Genomic DNA, 23,521 nt, shown 5'->3' with positions numbered 1-23,521 from the left:
CGGTATCCCCTTATTCGGCAGCCTGGATCCGGGGCGGCAAAGCCTCCTCGGACGCATCAGGCGCGCTGTCGGTATGGTGTGAGTCTTTTCTGGCGGAGGCGCGACGCTCGCGCCAACGCTCGATGATGGCGTAGAACACCGGCACGAAGACCAGCGTCAGCACGGTGGCGACCAGCATGCCGCCGAACACGGCCGTGCCAAGCGATTGCCGGCTGGCCGCGCCGGCCCCGGTCGCCTTCACCAGCGGCACCACGCCCAGGATGAAGGCGAAGGCCGTCATCAGAATCGGGCGCAGGCGCAGGCGGCCGGCTTCCATCGCTGCCTCGACGATGCCATGGCCCTGCTCACGCAGATGCTTGGCGAACTCGATGATCAGGATGGCGTTCTTGGCCGCCAGGCCGATCAGCATGACGAAGCCGATCTGCGAGTAGACGTCGAGCTGCATGTTGCGCAACCAGATGGCGAGCAGCGCACCGAACAGGCCGAGCGGCACCGCCAGCAGGACCATGAAGGGCATGGACCAGCTCTCATACTGGGCCGCCAGGATCAGGAAGACGAACACGATGGCAAGGGCGAACACAGCCGCTGCGATCGAGCCGGCCTTGAGCTCCTGGAAGGTGATGCCGGTCCATTCATAGTTGAAGCCGTTCGGCAGGGTCGTGGCGGCAACCCTCTGCATCGCCTCGATCGCCTGTCCCGAGGAGTAGCCCGGCGCAGGAGCACCGTTGATCAGAGCGGCACCGTAATTGTTGTAATGGGTCACCGTCTCCGGCCCGACGATCGGCTTCAACGATCCCAGCGTCGACAGGGGCACCATGTTGCCGGTGGCATTGCGGACGTAGAGGCGGCTGATGTCACCCGGGTCGGCACGCGAATCCTTGTCGGCCTGCAGCGTGACGCGGAAGGTGCGCCCGAACTGGTTGAAGTCGTTGACATAGAGCGAGCCGAGATAGATCTGCAGCGTGTTGAAGATATCAGGCAGGTTCAAACCGAGCAGCTTGGCCTTGTTACGATCGAGGTCGTAATTGAACTGCGGCGTCGAGGTCGAGAAGGTGGTGAACAGGGTCTGCGGGTTGAGTTCGGGCTGCTTGCGCGCCTCGGCAAGCAGAGCCTGGGCTGCATCGTTCACGGCGACGGGGCCGCGTCCGTTCAGGTCCTCGATCTGGAACTCGAAGCCACCAGTGGTTCCCAGGCCCTGGATGGAGGGTGGCTCGAAGGCCAGGACGAAACCATCGGCGATACCGAAGAGTTTCGGGCGCACCTTGTTGACGATATCGGTGGCGCTGAGTCCTCCCCCACGTTCATCCCAGGGCTTGAGGATCGCGAACTCGACCGCGGCGCTCGATTGCTGGGCATTGGTGAGGAAGTTCAGGCCAGAGATCGACATGATATCCTCGACCCCAGGCTCGGCCATCAGGATCTGCCGCACCTGCTTGGCGGCGGCATCGGTGCGTTCCAGCGAGGCGCCGTCCGGAAGCTGGAGCACCACGAAGAAATAACCCTGGTCTTCCGAAGGCAGGAAGGTGGAGGGCACCCGCGTCGAGATCCAGTAAGTCGCGCCGAGCACCACCACGAACGCTGCCATCATCAGCCAGCGCAGCCGGATGAAGCCACGCACCGAGGCGGCATAGCCGTGCGACAGCCTGTCGAAGCCGGCATTGAACCAGCGGAACAGGAAGAAGCGCGAGGCCGGCTTGTGGCTGAGGAAAGCTGCCGAAAGGGCAGGGCTTAGGGTCAGTGAGTTGAAGGCGGAGATGCCGACCGAGATCGCCACGGTCAGGGCGAACTGGTTGTAGAGCTGGCCGGCGACGCCGGGAATGAAGGCAACCGGGACGAACACCGCCATCAGCACCGCCGTGGTGGCGACGATCGGGCCTGTCACCTCCTTCATGGCGATCTTGGCCGCCTGCATCGGCGGATGACCCGCTTCGAGCTGTCTCTCGACGTTCTCCACCACGACGATGGCGTCGTCGACGACGAGGCCGATGGCGAGCACCATGCCCAGCAACGAGAGCATGTTGAGCGAGAAGCCCATGGCCAGCATCACCACCATGGTCGCGATCAGCGACACCGGGATGGCGATGACCGGAATGAGCACGGTGCGCCAGTTCTGCAGGAAGATGTAGACGACGAGGACCACGAGGATGAGCGCCTCGACCAGCGTCTTGACGACGTCCTCCATCGCGGCCGACACGAAGCGCGTCGTGTCGTATTTCATCGAATATTCGATGCCCTTGGGGAATCGCGCCGAAAGCTCCTTCATCTTGGCTTCGACGGATTCCTTCAGCTTGAGCGAGTTGGAGCCTGGCGCCTGGAAGACGCCGAGCACCACCATCGGCTTTTCGCCGTGATAGGCTGAGGATGAGTATTGCAGAGAGCCGAGCTCGATGCGGGCGACATCGCGCAGGCGCACCACCGAGCCACCGGCCGGGTTGGCCCGGACGACGATGTTGCCGAACTCCTCCGGATCGCTGAGGCGGCCGGTGGCGTTCACCTGCATTTCGAAGGCCGTGCCTGCGGGTGCCGGGTTCTGACCGATCTTGCCGGCAGCAACCTGCACGTTCTGCTCGGCGACGGCATTTTGCACGTCGACGGCCGTGATACCGAGATTGGCGAGCTTGTCCGGATCGAGCCAGATGCGCATGGAATAGCGGCGCTCGCCGAAGATCTTGACGTCGCCGACGCCCGGCAGGCGCTTCAGGGGATCAACGATCTGCAGATAAGCGTAGTTGCTGAGAGCGACCGAATCGACCGAATTGTCCGGCGAAGTCAGGTCGACGATCAGCACGAAATTCGGATTGGCCTTGGTGACCGAGACGCCGGACTGGTTGACGATCGCCGGCAGGGAGGAAGCGGCCTGGGCCACCCGGTTCTGCACGTCCATCGCCGCGATGTTCAGGGGATAGCCGACATCGAAGGTGACGGTGATGTTGGACGAACCGTCATTGGAGCTGGCCGAGGACATGTAGATCATGCCCGGCACGCCGTTGATCTGCTGCTCGAGCGGCGTGGTCACCGTATCGGCGACGACTTGCGAGCTGGCACCAGGATAGGAGGCGCTGACCTGGATCTGAGGCGGCGTGATGTTGGGAAACTGGGCGACCGGCAACAGAAAATACGCAATCGCCCCCGCCATCACCATGATGATGGCGATGGCCGAGGCGAAGATCGGACGTTGGATGAAATAATTGACCATTGTGAAGCTCTGCGTCAGCCGCCCTGGATGCCAGCATGTGGCATGACGGTGTCAGAAAATGTCAGGAGGATCGACGGCATGTCCCGCGTTTCGGCGAGACGGCGAGCCTGGCCGGTGAGCATCGTCCTGAGCGAAACCGGATCGACCCCGTCGGCCCGCATGAGGGCGAGCGTCAGCGGATCGTTCAGCAACTGATCGATTGTCATATTGCAGCCTTGCTGAGCCATGACTCCTCCAGCGCGGAAACATGGGTTCATGCTCCGCCGAATCCGATTGACGATGTGTTGTTTCCTAGAGCAAAGCGCGTTCAGGCGTGACCGTGCTTTGCTCCAGATTCCTGGTTCGACGCGCCTTGGCGATTTGAAGAGATTCGATCAAATCACAAGACGCTCTGGTGAATCGTCTCTCTAACAGGGCTGGATCGCAGTGCGATGACGAAACGGCCTTGACGACGCCTTACCAAACTGTTACCGATCAGTAACAGCGATTACTGTTACAGGTCGGTAACAGTTTGGTCAAGCCATGAGCCAGAAAATTTTGGAACAAAGCGAAGAGTCAGTCTGCTGCCCCGGACAACGTCCGCGAGACCGCATCGTCGTCACTGCGCGCGACCTCTTCCACCGACATGGCATCAATACCATCGGCGTCGACACGATTGCCAAGGTTGCCGGCACCAACAAGATGACGCTCTATCGTCACTTCGGCTCGAAGGACGATCTCATCGTGGAATGCCTGCGGGCGGCCGAGATCGACAACCAGACCCGCTGGGCTCAGCTCGAGACCGAGTATCCCGGTGACGCCCGCGCCCAGTTGCTGGCCTGGGTCGGCAAATGCGCCGACTATATCGAGAGCGACAATCGGGGCTGCGAATTCGCCAATGCGGCCGTGGAACTCTCGGGCGAGGACCACCCCGCCCGGCGCCTGGTCGAGGAATTCAAGAAAAGGCATCGCGACCGCCTGGCCCTGCTCTGCCGGCAGGCGGGCCTCGACCAGCCGGACCTGGTCGCCGATACGCTGCATCTCCTGCTCGAGGGTGCCCGCGTCAGCCGCCAAAGTTCCGGGGTGGAAGGGCCGAGCGCCCGCTTCGTGCGCATGGCCGAGGGCGTGATCGCTTCCTTCGGCAAAAGCGCCTGACTCCTGCGGACATTCTGAGAGCCCGATTATCACAGCGACGTGCTTGCACGACGCAATGGCTTCCTCTTCCCAAGCGCAGCGTTTAAAAGAGCGGACATATCGCGACATGCAAGCATGTCGCTGTGATGTCCGCGCTCCCAGGAACTCCCTTCGGCAGCGCCGAACAGCCTTAGTTCCTGCCAGGAAGCATCACCATGTCCCATCCAGCGCTCATTCCCGGCTCGGTCGCCGTCGTCACCGGCGGTGCCAGCGGCATCGGACTCGCCGCCGCCGTCAAATTTGCCTCCCTCGGCCTCAAGGTCGCCATCGCCGATCTCGGCGAGGACAGGCTGGCTGCAGCCGCCGAAAAGGTCGCTGCGGCCGCGCCGGACGGACTGAAGGCCGTTCTCGCCTCGGCCACCGATGTCAGCGACGTCGAGGCCCTGCTCGGCCTGCAGCAAGCAGTGCATGAGCACTTCGGCGGTGCGGATGTGCTGATGAACAATGCCGGCATCCAGCCGGGCTCGAAACTGTTCGATGCCCGGGAGGACCAGACCTGGGAACGCATTTTCTCCGTCAATCTCAAGGGTGTGATCCAGGGCACGCAGGTCTTCGCACCGGGCATGATCGCGCGGGGACGTCCCGGCCTGATCATCAACACCGGCTCCAAGCAGGGTATCACCACCCCACCCGGCGATCCTGCCTACAATGTCTCGAAAGCGGCGGTGAAGGCTTTCACCGAGGCCCTGCAGCACGAGCTGCGCAACACCGAGAGCTGCCGGATATCCGCCCACCTGCTGATCCCGGGCTTCGTCTTCACGCCGCTCGCCGCCAAGGGCCGTGCCGACAAGCCGGCCGGAGCCTGGACGCCCGAACAGACCGTTGATTTCATGCTCGAACGCTTGGCAGCCGGCGATTTCTACATTCTCTGCCCCGACAACGAGGTGCCACGCTCGCTCGACGAGCGCCGCATCGCCTGGGCTGCCGGCGACATCATCGAGAACCGTCCACCTTTGTCGCGCTGGCACCCTGATTATGCCGAGCAATTCGCCGAATTCCTGAAGGGGTGACGACGTTTGGGGGGCTGGTCTTCAGACCAGCCCGTAACCGCGGCCGGCAAGACTTGGTGGGTCTGAAGACCCGCCCCCATTCTACGGGGGCCTCACGAACAAGGCCCTATGACGGTGTGATCACCGTACGACGATTGCGCTTGGGCTTGACGGCGTGGGTTTCCCGGCCGGCTGCCGTCTGCAGCTCCCGGCGGAAGACGTCGCGCCGCTCATGGATGGAAGCGATCACCGGGCCGGCCGGCACGCCGAGGCCGGCAAGGGCTGCTTCGGACAGTTGCAGGCTCGCCTCGATGGTCTCGGGGACGGCGTCGGTGACGCCGAGGGCGTAGAGCTTGCTGGCATGATCGGCATCGCGCGAGCGGGCCACGATGACGAGATCCGGCCGCAGCGCCCGCGCAGTGGTGACCACGGCCTCGATCTGGCGGGGCTGGTCGATGGTAACGACCAGGGCAGAGGCCTCGGCGAGGCCGCAGCGTTCCAGGAACGCGGCGTTGGTGGCATCGCCCCAATAAACAGGCTTCTTGTCCTCGCGCCAGCGCGCCACCGCCTTGGCGTTCGCATCCACGGCAAGATAGGCGATCTTGTGCTCGCTGAGCATTTCGGCCACCAGGCGTCCGACGCGGCCATAGCCGACCACGATGGCACGGCGCTGCTTGTCCTCCGGCGGGCTTTCCAGGGCGGCCGCTTCCACCGGCACCGCCAGTTCATAGCGCTTGGCGATGCGACGGCCGAGCACCCCCAGCACCGGGATCGAGGCCATCGAAAGAGAGGCGATGGCTACCACCAGCGCCGACTGTTCCGGCGTGAGGATGGAAAGCTGGGTGGCGAGCGTGAACACCACGAAGGCAAACTCGCCGGCCGAAGCCAACAGGAAGGCGGTTTCGATCGAGACGGCCTTGGACAGCCGGTAGAGACGGCAAAGGCAGAAGATCAGAAGGCCCTTGACCAGCACCAGAGCCAGCACCGCACCGATGATCTGCAAGGGATAACGCACGACCACGGTGAGATCGACGCTCATGCCGACAGTGAAGAAGAACACGCCGAGCAGCAGGCTCTTGAAGGGCTCGATCGTCGCCTCGATGGCACGGCGATATTCGGTCTCGGCCAGCAGCAGCCCGGCGATGAAGGCGCCAAGGGCCATGGACAGCCCCTCGCTCGCCGCCGCCACGCCGGCCCCGATCGCCACGAACAAGGTAGCGGCGATGAAGAGTTCGGGATTCTCCGGATTGGCGACCAGGCGGAACAGCGGGCGCAGCAGGAAATGACCGGCGATCACGATGGCGGCAATGGTGAGCACGGCCAGGCCGAGGGCATAGCCGAGGCCGACCAGCACGGAGCGGTCGGAATGCCCGCCCATGGTGCCGACCAGGAACAGCACGGGCACCACGGCGAGATCCTGCAGGAGCAGCACCGCAAAATTGACACGTCCCGTGGCCGAGGCCATGCGTTTCTGCCCGGCCAACACCTCCACCACGATGGCCGTGGACGACAGAGCCAGACCTGCGGCAACCACCAGCGCCACCTCGGGCGGCAGCACCAATTGGGCAAGCAGGGCGACGATGATGGTTGACACCACCACCTGCAGGCCGCCCAGGCCGAAGACCAGCCGGCGCATGGTCATCAGGCGGGCGAGCGAGAGCTCGAGCCCGATGACGAAGAGCAGGAATACCACGCCGAATTCGGCGATGCGGGCGATGGTTTCGCGCTCGCTGATGGCAATCCAGTCGATATAGGGCACATAGGACGACAAGGAGCCGACACCTGTCGGCCCCATCACCGCGCCGGCCGCCAGGAAGCCGATGACCGGGCTGACGTGCAGGCGGCGCACGAGCGGCACCACCACGCCGGCCGTGCCGAGCACGACCAAAGCGTCCTTCAAAGCCGAGAGATCGACCGCTCCAGCCAAAACCACCCCCATGTTGTTCGATTATGCCTATCGAACAACGAAGGACCCTGCTTCGCCAATCGAAAACCGCAGCAGGCGAGCATTAATTTCAGGCAGGGGATAGCGCCTCCGGGATTGCAGGTGGTTCCGGCTACAGCTTCCAGCCCGAATGGATGGCGACGATGTTGCCCGTGTGCGAGCGATGGCTGACCTGGGCAAAGCCCGCTTCGCGGATCATGGCCGAGAAGGCTGATGGCTTGGGGAAGTTGCGGATCGACTCGACCAAGTAGCGATAGGGCTCGGCATCGCCGGTGACCATGCGGCCGATCGGCGGGATCAGGTTGAAGGAATAGAGATCGTAGATCTTGTCGAGGCCGGGCATGTCGACGGTGGAGAATTCCAGGCACAGGAAGCGCCCGCCCCGCTTGAGCACGCGATAGGCTTCGGCGAGGGCCTTGTCGATGCGCGGCACGTTGCGGATGCCGAAGGCAATGGTGTAGCCGTCGAAGCTGCCCGTCTCCAAAGGCAGTTCCTCGGCATTGGCCTCGACGAAATCGAGCTGGCCGGCAAGGCCGCGCTCCTCGCCGCGCTGGCGGCCGACTTCCAGCATCGAACCGTTGATGTCGAGCACGGTGACATGCGTGTCGGGACCGCCGGCCTTCACGATACGGAAGGCGACGTCGCCGGTGCCTCCGGCCACGTCGAGATGGCGGAAGGGCCGCTGGCGCGGCGGATTCAGCATGTTGACCAGGTCGTTCTTCCACAGCCGGTGCAGCCCGCCCGACATCAGGTCGTTCATCAGGTCGTAACGCCCTGCCACCTTGTGGAAGACATCATCGACCATCCCCTGCTTCTCCTCCAGCCGTACGGTGGAAAAGCCGAAATGGGTGTCGGTGCTGGCGGTCATCGGGTGAACTCCGGGCAAGGTCTGCGGGTGCTATAGACCATCACAAGGGCGAGGTGAACCGCATCTAGCGCAAGGCTCGGCTTCGTCCTATCTCTCCCCGGCAGCCTGCGCCGGAGGAATCATGCCTGAACTGCCTGAAGTCGAAACCGTCCGTCGCGGCCTGGAACCGGCCATGACCGGCGCCCGCTTCCTCGAGGTCGAGACGAGACGGCCGGATCTGCGCTTTCCGCTGCCCGCCGATTTCGCCCGCCGCCTCGCCGGCCAGACCATTCTCTCGATGGGGCGGCGTGCCAAATATCTCCTGGCGGATCTTTCTTCCGGCGAGGTTCTGGTGATGCATCTGGGCATGACCGGCCGTTTCCTGATCACGGCGCCGGATGGCGGCGTGGAGGCGCCGGGCGAATTCGCCATGGAGGTCAAGGAGGATGCCAAGCACGATCATGTCGTTTTCCGCCTCTCCAACCGTTTCACCATCACCTATAACGACGTGCGTCGCTTCGGCTTCATGGATCTGGTGCCGCGCACCGGGCTGGAGAGTTCGCGCCATTTCAAGGCCATGGGCATCGAGCCGCTTGGCAACGAGCTCAGCGGGGAGACGATAGCGCGCCTGTTTGCCGGCAAGATGGCGCCGCTCAAGGCCGCTTTGCTCGACCAGGGCCTGATCGCCGGGCTCGGCAACATCTATGTCTGCGAAGCCCTGCATCGCGCCGGCCTCGCGCCCGAGCGGGCCGCGGGCACGCTTGCCGACGGGCAGGCGGAACGTCTCTCCGGTGTGATCCGCGAGGTACTGGCCGAGGCGGTGGAAGCCGGCGGCTCGACCTTGAAGGATTACAGGCACACCGACGGCTCGCTCGGCTATTTCCAGCACCGTTTCCGCGTTTATGACCGCGAGGGCGAAGCCTGTCCGACGCCGGACTGCCGCGGCATCATCGAACGCCTGGTGCAATCGGGGCGCTCGACCTATTGGTGCCGGCACTGCCAGACATGAGCCGATGACATCTTTGGGCTAGCGCCCCAATCAATCGAGCGGAATGGTCGCCCGCACAGCCCAGTCCTCGATCGGAATGCTCTGTGCCGACCGGACCACGGCGATATGGTCGAAACGGATGACGCGTCCGGCCAGGCGCGCCTCGATTTGCCGCGCCGTTGCCTGCCTGAGCGGCCCGTCTTCCACGCCATAGGCCAGCGAGACATGCGGCATGAAGCTCTCGATCGCGGAAGCGGCGATCAAGGCGATGGCACGGCGCTTCAGTTCGAGCACGGGCCCTGCCTTCTCGAAACGGGCATAAAAGGCCCGGAAGAAGAGGTCGCTGGTGCCTATCGCCTGGATAGTGGCAGTGAAGGGCGCGATGCCGGCGGTGACGGCGACAAGCTGGCGCGCCAGCGTCTCTTCCTCGCAGACCCGGTCCTCGACCAAGGTGAGGTGCGGCTGGAAGCGCGGCGTGCCGAAGCGCTCGGCCAATTCGGCGACGATGGCGGCCAGCATAAGCTCGTCCTCGCCCGCAGGCATCAGCCAGACGGAATGCATGCCCTTCGCCGCATCCTCGGCCATGTCAGCGGCCCACCTTGGCCAGCACGTCGGCGCTGAGGAAACGCTCGACCACGAACATGAAGGCGATGGAGGGAACCAGCAGCACCAAAGCCGTGATCGAAGCGATCTGATAGTTGCCGCCGGCGCTGGCAGTGTAGAGCAGCAGCGGCATGGTCTTGATGTCGGGCGCGCCAACAAAATAGGTGCCGGTGAACTCGTCCAGCGATTCCAGGAAGACGAAGATGGCGCTCGCCATCAGCCCGGGCGCGGCGAGCGGCAGCACGATGTCGCGGAAGGCACGCGGCCCGCCGGCGCCGATCGAGCGCGCCGCCTCCTCCAGATCCACCGGCACCGCCGAGAAGGAGGCCGTGGCGATCCACACCGCATAAACGAGGCCATGCGTGGTGTGGACGAGCACCACTCCGAGGACTGTGCCGTTCAGGCCGATTTCATAGAACAGGCGCGCAATGTTGACGTAGACGGGCAAATTGGGAAAGGCCTGAGGCAGAAGCAGCAGCAGCAGGATGCCAGCGCGGAAGGGCAGTCTCAGCCGAGCGAGCGCATAGCCGGCGGGAATCGCGAGGGCGAGGGACAGCGCCACGGTGAGCAAGGCTATGGAGACACTGGTGCCGAGCGAAGCCAGGGCATCGCCACGCGGGGCGAACACGCGCGGCCAGAAGGAAAAGCCATATTGCAGCGGCAGGCTGTGCGGGAAATACCAGCGCTCCGCCACCGTCCACAGCAGCAGGTTGACCAGCGGGCCAAAGATGGCAAAGGCAAGGAGGCCGAGCCCGATGCCGCGCGGGATCCACAACCAGTCGATCCGCCAAATACGGGCAGGAAGCGCGTGACCGGCATCGCTCATCGCGCATTCTCCTTCATGGTCTGCTTGAGATAGATCCAGGCCACCGCGCCGGTGAAGGCGAGCGAGAGCAGGCCGAGCGCGTTGGCGACGCCGTAGTCGCCATAGGAATTGATGCGGAAGGCCATGTCGGCGGTGATCATGGTGGGCGATTGCGCATTGATCATCAGCGGTACCGAGAGCACCGACATCATCGTCACCAGGCTCAGCACGGCACCGACAAGCAGCGTGGAAGCAACCTGCGGCACCACGATCTCCAGGAGGATGCGCAGGCGCGAGGCCCCGAGATTGCGGGCGGCCTCGATGGTGGACCGGTCGAGCGAAGCCATGGCGCCGGCGGTGAGCAGGGTGACGAAGGGCATCTGCTTCCAGACGAAGGCGATCACGATGCCCCGCCAGTCGAGGAAGCTGACGGCCTGCAGCGGCGACAGCAGATCGGCATTCACCAGAAGGCTGTTCATCAACCCGTTCTTGGCGAGGAAGGTGCGCAGGATCTGGCCGACCACGATGAAGGGCACGAAGAGCGGCCAGCGATAGAGCCAGCGCAGCACGGCAACCGCGAGGGGATTGGACCCGAGCGTGAGATAGCCCGCAATGGCGATGGCGATCAGCACGATCAGCGCGGTGGAGATCAGGATGATCACCACCGAGAAAACCATGTCGGTCCAGTAGAGCTCGAAGGCCTTGCTGAAATTGCCGAGCCCCGGCCCCTCCGGCGTAGCGAAGGAGCCTGTGACCGAGCCGGCCAGCGGCACCACGAACAGCAGGATCACCACCGCGAGCGCCGGCGCTACCAGCAACAGGCCAGCGAGGGAAGGAGCGGTGCGTGAAGAAGCCATGTGGTGAAACCTCGAGATTTTTGAGCACCTTCTCCCGCAAGGGGAGAAGGCACACACCCCCTACTCCGCCACCTTCTTTTCATAGGCTTCGAGCAGATCGGCGTAATAAGGCCCGATCGGGAAGGACTTGCCGTATTTGGCGAGATCGTCGGGCGAAATGTCGGTGAACAGCTTCTGCCAGATCGCCGGATCGAGCTTGTCCTGCACATATTTGGCGTCGATGCCCGGATACCAGTTGAACTGCTTGACGATACCGTTGGCCTGCACGTCGGGGCTGGTGGCGAGCGCAATGAACTTCTCGGCCAGCGCCTTATGGGCGGTCTTGGCGGGGATGACGTAGTGCATCGGCTGGCCGGGCATGCCGGGTGCCGGCAGCACCAGCTTCATGGTGGGCGGCAGCTGGCCGTTGGCCTTCCAGGAATAGAACATGTCGACCCACACCGCACCCATGGCGATCTCGCCACGGCTGAGCATGTCGAGCGTGCCGGCATTGCCGGGGGTGAGCGCGACATTCTTGTTGAAGGCCTTCAGCTTGGCGAAGGCATCGTCCCATTTGGTCTTTTCATTGGCATCGTAAGGCCCTTCCTGCAGGACCTTGGCATCGCCGGCATAATTGTAGATCCAGCTGATCACGAAGGAGACGCCGGAGGCACCGCCCTTGATGCCGTTATAGCCGAACTGCTTGGGGTTCTTCTCGGTCCAGGTCACCAATTCGTCGAAGGTTTTGGGCGGATTGGACACCAGGTCCGGATTGTAGGCGATGGCCGTCTGGCTATTGAACATCGGCATGACATAGCCGTCGACATCGGCCCCGAGCGCCAGCTTGGCGTTGGTGCGCGTAACCAGCTTGCCCGTGTCGATATTGCCGCGATATTTATCGAGCAGCCCATCCTGGACCAGCTTGCCCGCCACCTTCTCGTGGATGACGGCGACGTCAACGTCATAGACTTCCTTGCCCGCCTTCTTCTGGGCATCGAGCCGCTCGACGATTTTCTGCGAACCGGCATCGCCAGGACCGGTGCCGACCACGCGGACCGTCGTGCCCGGATTCTGCTTTTCGAAAGCCGGCGCCAGGAAATTATTGACGTAGTCGACCATGTTCTGGTCGCCCGCCGTGATCACCGTCAGTTCCTCGGCCGATGCCGTGGTGCTTGCCAGGGGCAACGCGGCGGCAAGCAGCCCCGCGACGGCGGATAATGCAGCCAGTCTCATCCGAACTCTCCTGTCTCTCGTTACGGTTCAGCCATGTTCGCCGGGGAAGACGAACAGGCCTGTCTCGGGAATATGAACATTGACTTTCGCGCCATCAGGCCAGGCCTTGGGCGCATCGACGACCAGCGGCCCGGCCGGCGTGGCGACGACATGGCGCCAGAAGCCGCCCGGGAAACTGACCTGACCGATCTCCCCCGGCAGTGCCAGGAAGCCTCGCGTGGGATTCGCCAAAAGTTCGGCTGCCTGGCCCCCAGCTGCATGCAGTTCAGCCGCCTCGGCCCGGAAATGGGCGATGCATGGGCCTGAAACGACCGGCCGTCCGGCTGCAGCGATCAGGGCAGGCGCACCGCCCGTCCCCTCCACCCGCAACAGGCCCTCGCCAGAAGGAGCGGGGCTGCAAGTAAGGCGCAGGCTGTTCTCGGCGCCCATGAACGCGGCGACAAAAGCGGAAGCCGGTTGGTTGTAGACCTCCTCCGGCGTGCCGATCTGAGCGATCTTGCCAGCGTTGAGGATGACGATGCGGTCGGCCATCACCATGGCCTCCTCGCGATCATGGGTGACATGGATCGCGGTGATGCCGAGCCGGCGCTGCAGGGCGCTGATCTCCTGGCGCACCGTGAGGCGGATGCGCGCGTCGAGATTGGACAGCGGCTCGTCGAGCAGCAGGATGTCGGGGCTGACGGCGAGCGCCCGCCCGAGCGCCACACGCTGGCGCTGGCCGCCGGAGAGCGCCGCCGGCTTGCGTTCCTCCAGCCCGGAAAGGCCGAGCAACGCGGTGATGTCCTTGACCTTGGCAGCGATCTCGGTGCGATCGAGCCGGCGCAGCTTGAGGCCATAGCCGATATTCTGCGCCACCGTCATATGCGGCCAGAGCGCATAGGTCTGGAACACCAGCGCCATGCCGCGCCGATCCGGCGGCTCGCCGGTGATGTCGCGTCCCCGCACGCGGATGGCGCCGGAACGCGGCTGGATGAAGCCGGCGATGGTGCGCAGAAGCGAGGTCTTGCCGCAGCCCGACGAACCGAGCAGGGCGACGAATTCGCCCTCGCCCACCGTCAGGCTCAGATTCTCGAAGACCTGGGTGTTGCCCAGCCTTACCGAGGCCCTGTCGACCTCGAGCAGGGGCTGCCGCAAGGAGCCTGTCGCCAAGGATCGGTCCATCTGGGTTTGATCACTCGGCTTCACGGCACAACCTCCTGCGGGCAGAGCCCGGCGTCCTCGATTCAGGCAGGACGCCTGCAACCGGCGGCGCCATCCCCTCTCGTTTCCTCATCGCCATGTCTGATTGCACAGCTGTGCAATGCTCGCTCTGCCCGAAACTCCTGTCAATAGCGCAGAGCCATTCCATCGCAGTCGTTCGCTCAATCCTGAGTCGTTGGAATCTGCTCCAACGACACCGAAGCAGGGTTGCCGGTAAGCCAGCCTCTATTTGCACAGCTGTGCAGAAGCCTTGCCACGTTTTATCCCTGCCGTTTCGACGTGACAGGCATATGACGGTTCGCCGGCTCGGCATCCAAAATCGCCGGCCGTGGCTTTGCCTGTCGATTTCGCTGGCACCGCCTCCACAAATGCCGGAGGCTACTCTCCAGGGAGAGCATGGTTGAAACGGACGCGGCAGACAGCCAGAGGTCAACCGCATGGTCGATCCGAGATTTTCCACCCGACCGGTCACCACCGCCAATTGGGCCGACTTCGAGGCGTTGTTCGAAGGCAAGGGCGTGCCGAAATATTGCTGGTGCATGGCCTGGCGGCCGATGGAAGAGCGTAGCTCGGCCGACAATGCCGCCCGCAAGCAGGCACTGCATGAGCGTGTCCGGACCGGCGTGCCGATCGGCCTTCTCGGCTATCTCGACGACGAGCCCGTCGGCTGGTGCTCACTGGCACCGCGAGAGAGCTACCTCAGGCTCTCGCCCAGTCAGGACGACGGGGAGGCCGGCGTCTGGTCGATCGTCTGCTTTTTCGTGCGGCGCGACCACCGCAAGGCCGGCCTGTCCCGCGCCCTGCTCGATGCGGCCATCGCGCTTGCCGGCAGCCGGGGAGCGCGGGCGATCGAGGCCTATCCCGTCGATCCGAACTCGCCGAGCTACCGTTTCATGGGCTTCGTCGCACTGTTCGAAGGGCGTGGCTTTGCTGCCGCCGGCCGGGCCGGCTCCCGCCGGCAAGTGATGCGTCTGACCTTGTGAGCGTCAACAGCCCGGCATCAGGCCGAGGGCCGCCCTTCGACAGGATCGTCATCGCCCGTGTCGGTGACAATAAGCCGTTTGGGCAGATGCACCTCGACACCGAGGCCGCCGAGACTCGATCTGGCGATGTGAAGCTCGCCGCCATAGGCTTCGACGATGTCCTTGGCGATGGCGAGGCCGAAGCCGGTGCCACGCACGGTTTCATCGAGACGCTTGCCGCGTTCGATGAAGGATTTTTCCGCATCGGGCGGCAGGCCAGGTCCGTCATCCTCGATCGATAGCAGGATGATGGGCGAGGCCGTCTGCGCCATCAGGCGCACTTTTGCCTGGGAATTCCCCCATTTGCGGGCATTGTCGAGCAGGTTACCGGCGATGTTGGTGAAATCGCTCTCGTCCATGGCGATCACGATGCCCTGCGGGGCTTCGAGGCCGAACGTCATGTCCTTGTCACGAGAGAGCTTGTGCATGGTCGAGACCAGCTTGGACAACACGGCATGGGTGTCGACACGCCCCGACAATTGCGCCGCCGCCAGACTCGCTCTCGCCTCCGCAAGGGTGCGTTTGACCTGGGCGTCCATGCGCCAGACCTCGTCGCGGATGGCATTCGCCGCGGCCGCCTGCCCGCTGTCGGTCAGGGAGCGGGCGGTGGCCTCCAGTACCGCAAGCGGTGTCTTCAGGCCGTGAGCGAGGTCACCCGCCCGGCTGCGCGCCTCGATGAGTTGCGCCTCGCGCGAAGCGATCAGTGCATTCAGGTTGTCGATCAGCGGCTGGATCTCGTCGGGATAACGCCCGCTGATCTTGCGGGCCGGGCGGCTGCGCAGCGACAGCAATTCGACGCTGAGCTTGTCGAGCGGACGGAAGCCATAGCGCAGGAAGGCAATGACTGCGCCAAGCAGCGCCGCCATCAGCACGGCAAGCGAGGGGGCCATTGCATAGAAGAAGCGCCATTTCACCGGCGAAAGCTGGGCATTGTCGAGGGCGATGAGGGCACTGACGGTCTGATCGCCGTTCGCGGTCGAGATGACGATCGAACGTTCCACCGCCAGCAGCTGGCTGCCATTCGGTCCGACGAGATCGTTGACCTTGCCACCGCCTTTGACCGCCGTCGCATGCAGCCAGGGCAGGCCCTGGTCCCACAACGACTGCGAGCGCAGCTCGACATTGCCGCCCCGCCCGACCTGCCAATAGAGCCCGCCATTGGGCAATTCGAAGCGCGGGTCCTGCGGCCCCTCGTCGATCGTGAGCTGGTTGGAGCCGTTGACCTCGATGCTGCCGAGCAGCAGGCGCATTTCGTCCTCGACCTCGGACAATTCGAGAGCCCGGATCGCCAGGCCCGAGATCGCGTCGATGCCGATGCCGGCCAGGATGGTGGCGACCACGATCGCCACCACCGAGCCGAACAACATGCGACGCCTGAGGGAGAAGGAGGTCACGGTCGTTGAAGCTCGGCCGGAATGACATAGCCTTGGCCCCGGCGCGTCTCGATCACGGAGTTGTCGAGCTTGCGCCTGAGGCGGGCGACTACGACTTCGAGGGCGTTGGAGTCATGTTCCACATCCTGATCGTAGATCGAGTCGGTGATCTGGGACTGCGACATCACGGTGCCGGCATTATGGAGGAGATAGGCGAGCAGGCGATATTCCAGCGGCGTCACCTGTACCGGACTGCCATAGAAGGAGACGGCCCGCTGGCGCGTATCGAGCTCCAGCACGCCATTCGACAGGACGGGGGAGGACTGGCCCGAGGCACGGCGGACCAGGGCCCGGACACGCGCCAGCAATTCCTCCATGCGGAAGGGTTTGGTCAGGTAGTCGTCGGCGCCCGAATCCATGCCGTCGACCTTGTCGCGCCAATCGTCGCGCGCGGTGAGGATGAGTACCGGCATGCCACGCCGCGCCAGGCGCCAGCGCCGGAGCACCGTCAGCCCGTCGAGCTTGGGCAGGCCCAGATCCAGAATCACCAGGTCGAAATGCTCGTTCTCACCGGCAAAGAGGGCTTCCTCGCCATCGAACACCGTCACCACGATATATTGCTGGGCTTCGAGACTGCGACGGATATCGTCGACGATGGCTCGTTCGTCTTCGGCAACCAGAATACGCATGATGCGAGGCTAGGATCTCGGAGATAGGATCTCATGGGCTGATACGGCCGGGCCAAGGAAGTCACTGCCAAGCTAGGCCGGACATTAAGCCTATTTATCGACCAAGGCCAGCGTCACCGCATCGACAAGCACGTCGCGGCGCTTGCCGTCCGGCCTGAGGACGCGAACCATGTAAAGCAAGCGCCCACCGCGACGCAATTCGCGCACACGCAGGATGCGTCCCGGCACCTCGCGGGCCACGGCTGCGGAAATGTCCTTGAATGAATGCGCGCCAGGGCGGCGGATCAGCACGCCGCTGGGCTGACCACGATGAGCCCCCCCCGCCATCGCCCCTTCGAGCGGCGGCATGAAGCAAGCAATTGTCAGTAGCAGTCCCGCGCAAGCACTGGACCTGGCGTTGAAAGCCGTCATGAATCTCCTAAGCAGGGTTTCCCGGGCGCCCTCGCTCCCCCTCTGCACAGTGTACCGAAACCAAGCTTGCAATTGGCTTGCAGGCGCTGTCAGACGCTCGCAACGCGCACCTCGCTACAATACCTCGAAACGATTTTTGGCCACCATCCGAATCGCCGGCCGAAGGATTACGCGTGTGTTGTCTTCTCCTGTACCAGTAAATGCCGCCGGGCCGCTCGCCGTGGTTCGCGGCGAGCAGCGTCCCGACCTTCTCCGCGACGAAACCTTGGCGACGATCTTCAGGGCGTCCGCCGTGGCCTTTCCCGACAAGCAGGCCCTTGGTGCCATCGGCACCGGCGAGCGCCTGACCTATCGCGAGCTCGATGAGCGCTCCGACCGGGTCGCCGCCGCCCTGGTCCGTCGTGGTGTCGGCGCCGGCATGTTCGTCGGCCTCTGGTTCCAGCGCTCGATCGAGCTGCACGTCGCGCTGCTCGGCTTGGTCAAGACCGGCGCCAGCTTCATTCCCTTCGATGCCGACATTCCGCCCGAGCGGGTGACGGCGAGCCTCGCCGATGCCGGCGCGGGCCTCTTGATCTCCCATGCGCCGCAGGCCGAGAAATATGCCGCCGTCGAGGCCGAGACGGTGACGCTCGACGCCCTGCTGGCCGATCCGCGCCGCGATACGCCCGCCAGCCTCGCGCCAGTGCTGACCGACGCCGCCTATGCCATCTACACCTCCGGCACCAGCGGCAAGCCCAAGGGCATCAAGGTCTCCCACCGCAACATCTGCCACTATCTGCGTGCCGGCAATGAACGCCTGCGCATCACGGCCGACGATGTGGTGCTCCAGCAGGCTTCGATCGCCTTCGACCTCTCGCTGGAGGAGATCTTCATCCCCTATATGGTCGGCGCCACGCTGAAGATCGCCAGCGCAGCTGTGCTGCAGGACATCGACGCCCTGCCCCAAATGCTGGAAGCCGAGGGCATCACCGTGATCGACACGGTGCCGACGCTGCTGTCCATGCTGAGCCGGGACGTCGCCGGGCTGAACACCATCATCCTGGGCGGCGAGGCCTGCCCGCCCGCTCTGGTCGCCCGCTTTGCCAAGCCCGGCCGGCGCCTGCTCAACACCTACGGCCCCACCGAGACCACGGTGGTGGCGACCTCGGCCGAGCTCGAGGCCGGCGAAGACATCACGATCGGACGCCCGATCCCCAACTACACCGCCTATGTCGTCGACGACCAGCTCAACCTGCTGGCGCCCGGCGAGGTCGGCGAATTGCTGGTGGGCGGCCCCGGCGTCGCCATGGGCTATCTCAATCTGCCCGAGATGACGGCAGCCAAGTTCATCGCCAACCCCTTCGCCATCGATAGCTCCGATCCCGTGCTCTACCGCACCGGCGACGCGGTGAGCCTCAAGGCGGACGGCCGGATCGTCTTCCAGGGTCGCATCGACAGCCAGGTCAAGATCCGCGGCTATCGCATCGAGCTCGGCGAGATCGAGAGCCTGCTGGCAGCCGATCCTGCCATCCGTACTGCAGTGGTGACGGCCAATCAGAGCGAGGCCGGCGATACGCTGGTGGCCCATCTGGTGCCACAGGGCGAGATCGACCTCGACCGGATCAAACGTGAGCTTGCCGCCAAGATCCCGCGTTACATGTTGCCCTCGGCCTTCCAGCTCCATGACGCTCTGCCGGTGCTGCCGTCGGGCAAGGTCGACCGCAAGGCCCTCTCCGCCCTGCCGGTGCCGGAGCGCCAGGCCACGGCCGGCGAACAGGAGCCCCCGCGCTCCTGGACAGAGGCGCAACTGCTCAAGGCGGCGCAGGAATTGTTGCGCGCACCGGCGATCGATTTCGAGGCCGATTTCTTCACCGAGCTCGGCGGCCATTCGCTGCTGGCAGCGCGCTTCGTCTCCGAGGTCCGCCGCGTGCCGGCTTTGTCGGGTATCGCGATCCGCGACCTCTATACCCATCGCACCCTGCGCAATCTCGCCAGGGCCCTGGACGAGAGTGCCGCTGCAACGGCCTCGGCGCCGCCGCCCGACCGCAGCTTCGAGCCCGTGCCGCTCGCCCGACGCTTCCTGTGCGGCCTGGCCCAGGCCGTCACGCTGCCCTTCATCGTCGCCCTCGTCTCGGTGCAATGGATCGGCCTCCTGCTCGCCAGCATGCTGCTGGTGGGCGACGATGCCTCCATCGTCACCGAGCTAGCCGTGCTGTGCGGGGTCTATATCTGCCTCAACCTCGCCACCAAGCTGCTCGTCGTCGGCCTGAAATGGCTGGTGATCGGCCGCACCAAGCCGGGCGTCTACCCGCTCTGGGGCGCCTATTATTTCCGCATCTGGCTGATGCAGCGCATCGTGCAGCTCACCACGCCGAAATTCCTCAAGGGCTCGCCGCTCATCCGCGTCTATCTGCGCGCCCTCGGCGCACGCATCGGCGATGACGCCATGATCGACGACTTCGAAGAAGGCGCGATCGATCTCATCACCATCGGCGACCGGGCGAGCCTGGGCACCAAGCTCAAGCTTGCCAATGTCGAGGTGATCGGCAACGAGGTCCATGTCGGGCGCATCGAGATCGGTGCCGGCGCACGCATCGGCAATGGCAGCGTCATCGGTGGCGACGTCGTGATCGGCGACGGCGCCGAGATCGGCGACCTCACCGCCCTGCCGCAGGGCACGATGGTGGCACCGGGCAGCCATTGGGAGGGAGCGCCTGCCGCCGAAATCGGTCCTGCCGAGCAGGACGATCCGGCCGACCATCCCCGCCTCGGCCGCTTCGGCCGCTCCGTCCAGGCCGTCGGCTATTTCATCGCCTATAATCTTTGCCTGGTCATCGGCCTGCTGCCGATCTTCCCGGCCTTCTCGCTGTTCTCGGAAGTCGAGGCCCTGTTCGGCGCCAATCCGGACCAGCCCTTGTCCTGGAGCCTGGTGGCCATCGCCGCCTGGCCGGCGGCGCTCGCCTTGATCGTGGTCTCTATGGCGGTAATGGTGGTCCTGCGCTGGCTGCTGCTGCCCAAAGTGCGGGAGGGCTCCTATTCGATCTTCGGTTCGCTCTATTTCCGCAAATGGGTGATCGGCCTCTCGACCGAATCCCTCTTGGAAACGCTCAACTCGCTCTATGCCACCGTGTTCATGCGCAACTGGTACCGCATGATGGGGGCCAAGATCGGCAAGGGCACCGAGATCTCGGCGAGCTTTGCCGGGCGCTACGACCTGATCGAAATGGGCCGCGACAATTTCATCGGCGACGAGACCATCTTCGGCGACGAGGAGGTCCGCAATGGCCGCATGATCCTCAAGCGGCTGAAGACGGGCGACCGCTGCTTCTTCGGCAATTCCTCGGTGGTATCTCAGGGCTCTGTGGTGGCTGACGATGCCCTGATCGGCATCAAGTCGCGCCTGCCCGATTCTCTCAATGTCGGCGCCGGCCAGACCTGGCTGGGCAGCCCGCCCATCGCCATGCCGACCCGCCAGAGGGTGACGGCCGCCGCCGGCACGACCTATGCGCCGCCCTTGCGCATGCGCCTGCTGCGTGTGGTGTTCGAGACGCTGCACACTTCGCTGCCGACGGCCGTGCTGATCGCCGCAGCCTATATCACCGCCGACATCCTCGCCTCCGTGCTGGCCGAAGGGGCCTGGCTCGAGGCGACCGGCATCTTCCTCGTGGCGGGCCTGGCGATCTCCGGCCTGATGTACCTGGCCGCCGTCGCGGTGAAATGGCTGCTGATCGGCACCTACAAGCCGATGATGCGTCCGATGTGGTCCTGGTGGGCCATGCGCACGGAAGGCGTTGCGGTGATCTATGGCGGCCTCGCCAGCAAGATGCTGCTCGACTACCTCCGGGGTACGCCCTTCCTGCCCTGGCTGCTGCGCCCCTTCGGTGCCAAGATCGGCAAGGGCACCTGGATCAACACCACCGACATCTGCGAGTTCGACTGCACCGAGATCGGCGATTACGCCGTGCTCAACATGGGCGCCTGCCCGCAGACCCACCTCTATGAGGACCGGGTGATGAAGGTGGGTCGTATCCGCATCGGCCATGGCGCCACGATCGGCACCGGAGCGACCGTGCTCTACGATACCGAGATCGGCCCCTTTGCCCAGGTGGAATTGCTGACTTTGATCATGAAGGGCGAGGCGCTCCCCGCCTCGACGGTATGGACCGGCATACCGGCCCAGGCCCAGATCGCGGCCCCGGCAAGCGCCGAGGCCCATGAACCGGCCCTGATCCCCGTCCTCGCCGAGGCGGCGGAGTAACCCGCGCAGCCTCCATCGGACAAGGGCCGGTGGAGGCATCCGGCTCTTTGCGCGAAGAAGCATACCCGGTACCTCGATGACCGCGATATGCGATTGGCGAGCCTCTCGCGGTGCGGTGACGCGTAGCCATAATCCGACTCCAATCCCGCCCTAATTCCCTCCCAAAGCCGGGCAAACTGGCCGCGTCGCACCCCAAGGTGCGACGACACATAGTTTTTATGGACCCCGGCTAGGTTGCCGCTCGTCGCAGGGCGTGTTCCTGCGGATGCGCCAAGGACCGGGATTGCGTCGCGATCAAAATATGAAGAGCGTGGCCCGGCCCCACCATTTCCTCGTCGTGGCAGGTCTCCTGGCCAGTCTCCTGGCCGGTCTGGCCCTCGCCATGTCCGCCCTGATCCCGGCAAGGCAGCCGCCTGGGCGCCGCCTTACCCTGCATCATGAAAAGCTCGGCCCCGTCGATGTGCTCGCTCCGTCCGGAGAACCTGATGCCTTCATCGTGCTGCTGTCGGACAGCCAGGGCCTCACAGCCGCGCTGCAGGGAGCCGCGGAGCGTCTGGTGAAGCGAGGCGCGGCCGTTGCCCTGCTCTCCAGCCCCCATCTCCTGGCCGCGCTCGACGCCGGTACCCAGACCGGCTGCCACTATGCCCTGGGACTGTTCGAGGAGTTCTCGCAGACCGCGCAGCGGGACCTCGGCGTCGCGACCTATAAGCGCCCGGTGATCGTCGGCAGCGGCCTTGGCGGGACGCTGGCCTTCGTCTCGGACATGCAGGCGCCGGCGAACACGATCGCGGGGGCGGTCAGCCTCGGCTTCGATCCCACCCTCAGACCGCGGCTGCCCTTCTGCGGCGCCGATTCGATCCGCACCGCCGACGGCGCCGTCACCTATCACCTGCCTGCCAGGCTGCCCGCGCATTGGATCGCCATCCCCGACGGCGCCGGGGCTGGCGCTCTCACCGCGTTGGCGCGGACGGGATCGGTCGGCGAGATCAGGCCCATCGGCACGGACCGTCTCGAGGCGGTTGCGGACGCGGCCCTCGAGCTTGCGCGTCTGGATGCCGGCAGCGGCGTGCAGGACATGCCCGTGGAGGAAATTCCCGCCAGGGAGGCCGACACGCTGGTGGTGTTCTATTCGGGCGATGGCGGCTGGCGCGACATCGACAAGCGCATCTCGGATTATCTCAGCCGCAACGGTGTCGCCGTGGTCGGTGTCGATTCCCTGCGCTATTTCTGGCGCCGCAAATCGCCCGCCCAGATCGGAACCGACCTCGACCACCTGATCGATCGCTACAAGAGGCGCTGGAACGTCAGGCATGTCGCGCTGGTCGGCTATTCCATGGGTGCCGGTGTCCTGCCCTTCGCCTGGAGCAACCTGCAGCACAGCACGCATGAGACCATCAAGCTGGTCGCCCTGCTCAGTCTCGACCCCAGGGCAAGCTTCGAGATCTCGGTCTCCGGCTATCTCGGCATGAACAATGACAGCGATGTCGGCATCGAGCCGGCGGTGAAGACGATGCCGCTCGATCGCGTCATGTGCTTCTACGGTACAGAGGAGCGCGATCCCGGCCAGAGCGGTTGCCTGGGCCCGGCCATGACGGGGGCCACCCTGGTCGAACGGCCGGGCGGCCACCATTTCGACGGCAATTACGAGCCGATCGCCAGGATGATCCTCGGGCGGCTGAAATCGGCGCCGCACAATTTCTGATCGCCGGTCGTCAGCATAGTACCCGGCTTCTTGCACTCCCTCTCCCATCGCGGCCTCCGGCAGTGCGAATGGCTTGCCAAGCGCCCTGGGATGGCCTAGCCGGGGGCTTTCTCGCCTTCCGGACCGCTAGAGCAAAGCGCGTTTTGTTAAAAACACCCTTTTACTCTGACTCTTTGGTTCAACGCGCCTTTGCGATTTGAAATGATTCCGACAAATCGCAAAACGCTATGAGCGTGCCGGCTGCAGGCCTTTCGGAAGGAAGACGTTCGCTC

Annotated in this window: 18 protein-coding genes; 6 read left to right on the top strand and 12 right to left on the bottom strand. The window is 64.5% G+C overall.

All coding sequences use genetic code 11. From position 1 onward, the window contains the following. Positions 1 to 10: 10 nt before the first annotated feature. Complete coding sequence (locus AB4037_RS06955) at positions 11 to 3,196, bottom strand: efflux RND transporter permease subunit (protein ID WP_434958553.1); 3,186 nt, start codon at positions 3,194 to 3,196, stop codon at positions 11 to 13. Between the two features lie 14 nt (positions 3,197 to 3,210). Next, the gene (locus AB4037_RS06950; RefSeq protein WP_441770997.1) at positions 3,211 to 3,402 is read right to left on the bottom strand and encodes a hypothetical protein; all 192 of its coding nucleotides are present in this window, start codon (positions 3,400 to 3,402) and stop codon (positions 3,211 to 3,213) included. Positions 3,403 to 3,718: 316 nt separating this feature from the next. On the opposite strand from AB4037_RS06950, the gene AB4037_RS06945 reads away from it, so the two are divergent. Next, positions 3,719 to 4,330, top strand: coding sequence for a TetR/AcrR family transcriptional regulator (locus tag AB4037_RS06945; protein ID WP_434958555.1), 612 nt, complete (start codon positions 3,719 to 3,721; stop codon positions 4,328 to 4,330). A gap of 194 nt (positions 4,331 to 4,524) precedes the next feature. Continuing rightward, entirely contained in the window at positions 4,525 to 5,379 is an 855-nt protein-coding gene (locus AB4037_RS06940) for an SDR family NAD(P)-dependent oxidoreductase (RefSeq protein ID WP_441770996.1), read from the top strand. Positions 5,380 to 5,485: 106 nt separating this feature from the next. Here the strand turns inward: AB4037_RS06940 and AB4037_RS06935 are convergent, their stop codons facing one another. Together AB4037_RS06935 and ubiE are read right to left on the bottom strand one after the other, a co-directional pair. Continuing rightward, positions 5,486 to 7,297 carry a cation:proton antiporter domain-containing protein gene (locus AB4037_RS06935; RefSeq protein WP_434958557.1) on the bottom strand — a complete coding sequence of 604 codons (1,812 nt, stop codon included), beginning with the start codon at positions 7,295 to 7,297 and terminating at the stop codon, positions 5,486 to 5,488. A 118-nt stretch (positions 7,298 to 7,415) separates the two neighbouring features. Then, positions 7,416 to 8,171, bottom strand: a complete 756-nt coding sequence (gene ubiE / locus AB4037_RS06930; protein WP_441770995.1) for a bifunctional demethylmenaquinone methyltransferase/2-methoxy-6-polyprenyl-1,4-benzoquinol methylase UbiE — start codon at positions 8,169 to 8,171, stop codon at positions 7,416 to 7,418. Positions 8,172 to 8,292: 121 nt separating this feature from the next. Between ubiE and mutM the strand changes: the two genes are divergently transcribed. Continuing rightward, positions 8,293 to 9,159: a bifunctional DNA-formamidopyrimidine glycosylase/DNA-(apurinic or apyrimidinic site) lyase gene (gene mutM / locus AB4037_RS06925; protein WP_441770994.1), complete on the top strand. Its 867-nt coding sequence runs from the start codon at positions 8,293 to 8,295 to the stop codon at positions 9,157 to 9,159. A 30-nt stretch (positions 9,160 to 9,189) separates the two neighbouring features. Here mutM and AB4037_RS06920 read toward each other — a convergent pair whose 3' ends face one another. From AB4037_RS06920 to AB4037_RS06900, 5 genes are read right to left on the bottom strand one after another with little or no spacing between them, the layout of a single operon-like run. Next, positions 9,190 to 9,723, bottom strand: coding sequence for a 2'-5' RNA ligase family protein (locus AB4037_RS06920; RefSeq protein WP_441770993.1), 534 nt, complete (start codon positions 9,721 to 9,723; stop codon positions 9,190 to 9,192). Position 9,724: 1 nt separating this feature from the next. Further along, positions 9,725 to 10,567 (bottom strand): ABC transporter permease, encoded by an 843-nt coding sequence (locus AB4037_RS06915; RefSeq protein WP_441770992.1) that lies wholly within the window; start codon positions 10,565 to 10,567, stop codon positions 9,725 to 9,727. Further along, on the bottom strand, positions 10,564 to 11,403 hold the full coding sequence (locus AB4037_RS06910; RefSeq protein WP_434958563.1) for an ABC transporter permease: 840 nt from the start codon (positions 11,401 to 11,403) through the stop codon (positions 10,564 to 10,566). The genes AB4037_RS06915 and AB4037_RS06910 overlap by 4 nt, the downstream gene beginning before the upstream one ends. Before the next feature lie 60 nt (positions 11,404 to 11,463). Then, positions 11,464 to 12,615 (bottom strand): ABC transporter substrate-binding protein, encoded by a 1,152-nt coding sequence (locus AB4037_RS06905; RefSeq protein WP_441770991.1) that lies wholly within the window; start codon positions 12,613 to 12,615, stop codon positions 11,464 to 11,466. Between the two features lie 27 nt (positions 12,616 to 12,642). After that, the gene (locus tag AB4037_RS06900) at positions 12,643 to 13,776 is read right to left on the bottom strand and encodes an ABC transporter ATP-binding protein (protein ID WP_441771188.1); all 1,134 of its coding nucleotides are present in this window, start codon (positions 13,774 to 13,776) and stop codon (positions 12,643 to 12,645) included. A 476-nt stretch (positions 13,777 to 14,252) separates the two neighbouring features. On the opposite strand from AB4037_RS06900, the gene AB4037_RS06895 reads away from it, so the two are divergent. Continuing rightward, positions 14,253 to 14,798, top strand: coding sequence for a GNAT family N-acetyltransferase (locus AB4037_RS06895; RefSeq protein ID WP_441770990.1), 546 nt, complete (start codon positions 14,253 to 14,255; stop codon positions 14,796 to 14,798). Between the two features lie 17 nt (positions 14,799 to 14,815). Here the strand turns inward: AB4037_RS06895 and AB4037_RS06890 are convergent, their stop codons facing one another. The 3 genes from AB4037_RS06890 to AB4037_RS06880 form a co-directional block, all read right to left on the bottom strand. Further along, complete coding sequence (locus tag AB4037_RS06890; protein WP_441770989.1) at positions 14,816 to 16,231, bottom strand: sensor histidine kinase; 1,416 nt, start codon at positions 16,229 to 16,231, stop codon at positions 14,816 to 14,818. Then, complete coding sequence (locus AB4037_RS06885) at positions 16,228 to 16,899, bottom strand: response regulator transcription factor (protein WP_441770988.1); 672 nt, start codon at positions 16,897 to 16,899, stop codon at positions 16,228 to 16,230. Before AB4037_RS06885 ends, AB4037_RS06890 begins: the two co-directional genes overlap by 4 nt. A 90-nt stretch (positions 16,900 to 16,989) precedes the next feature. Continuing rightward, positions 16,990 to 17,310: a PepSY domain-containing protein gene (locus AB4037_RS06880; RefSeq protein WP_441770987.1), complete on the bottom strand. Its 321-nt coding sequence runs from the start codon at positions 17,308 to 17,310 to the stop codon at positions 16,990 to 16,992. A gap of 175 nt (positions 17,311 to 17,485) precedes the next feature. Here AB4037_RS06880 and AB4037_RS06875 point away from each other — a divergent pair, with 175 nt between their 5' ends. Together AB4037_RS06875 and AB4037_RS06870 are read left to right on the top strand one after the other, a co-directional pair. Continuing rightward, positions 17,486 to 21,547 (top strand): Pls/PosA family non-ribosomal peptide synthetase, encoded by a 4,062-nt coding sequence (locus AB4037_RS06875; protein ID WP_441770986.1) that lies wholly within the window; start codon positions 17,486 to 17,488, stop codon positions 21,545 to 21,547. Positions 21,548 to 21,848: 301 nt separating this feature from the next. Continuing rightward, positions 21,849 to 23,249, top strand: coding sequence for a virulence factor family protein (locus AB4037_RS06870; protein ID WP_441770985.1), 1,401 nt, complete (start codon positions 21,849 to 21,851; stop codon positions 23,247 to 23,249). Positions 23,250 to 23,521 lie beyond the last annotated feature (272 nt).

The sequence above is a fragment of the Labrys sp. KB_33_2 genome, assembly GCF_052114505.1.
In the GTDB taxonomy this organism is placed as follows: domain Bacteria; phylum Pseudomonadota; class Alphaproteobacteria; order Rhizobiales; family Labraceae; genus Labrys.
The sequence above is the reverse complement of the archived record's forward strand: the minus strand, read 5'-3'. Positions and strand labels throughout refer to the sequence as shown.